Source organism: Anaplasma phagocytophilum, assembly GCF_023476575.1.
GTDB lineage: Bacteria > Pseudomonadota > Alphaproteobacteria > Rickettsiales > Anaplasmataceae > Anaplasma > Anaplasma phagocytophilum_A.
Window position 1 is genome coordinate 1 of sequence record NZ_JAHLEX010000192.1, and the last position, 659, is coordinate 659.

Below are 659 nucleotides of genomic sequence, written 5' to 3' on the forward strand. Positions count from 1 at the left end.
TCCAGCATCAGAACTTCCTAATCCTGATGTTGACGGCTGTGCATATGAATAGAGTACACTCCATGGACCATACTGTGGCACATAAGAAGCTTGCTGACCTAGCAGTCCAGCATCAGTACCTCCTAATCCCGATGTTGAAGGTTGTGCATAAGGTATAATCCCTGGATCATGCGGTGGCACATAAGAAGCTTGCTGACCTAGCAGTCCAGCATCAGTACCTCCTAATCCTGATGTTGAAGGTTGTGCATAAGGTATAATCCCTGGATCATGCGGTGGCACATAAGAAGCTTGCTGACCTAGCAGTCCAGCATCAGTACCTCCTAATCCCGATGTTGAAGGTTGACTAGGTGCATAGGGTATGCGCTCGAGCACACGCATTGGCGTATAGGGAGCTTGCGGACCTAGCAGTCCAGCATCAGAACTTCCTAATCCTGATGTTGATGGTTGACTAGGTGAACCATCAGTCTGCTCAACAGCGTTGAAATATCTCCCGTATCTCTTTCCCCAGATATTCATCATTACTGCAAGATACCGCAATGCATTATTGCGCCACTTGACTTCTACCTGTGGACTTAACAGTGTACTTTCCGTAACATCCTCGTTAATCTCCTCATATACAGAACACATGTCCAAGTATGCTTTGCGTGCCTTGTATGCTC

Annotated in this window: 1 pseudogene; it reads right to left on the reverse strand. The window is 47.0% G+C overall.

The features are described 5' to 3' along the window. Positions 1-659 (reverse strand): annotated as a pseudogene (locus KPX09_RS05485) (hypothetical protein); the annotation flags it as partial.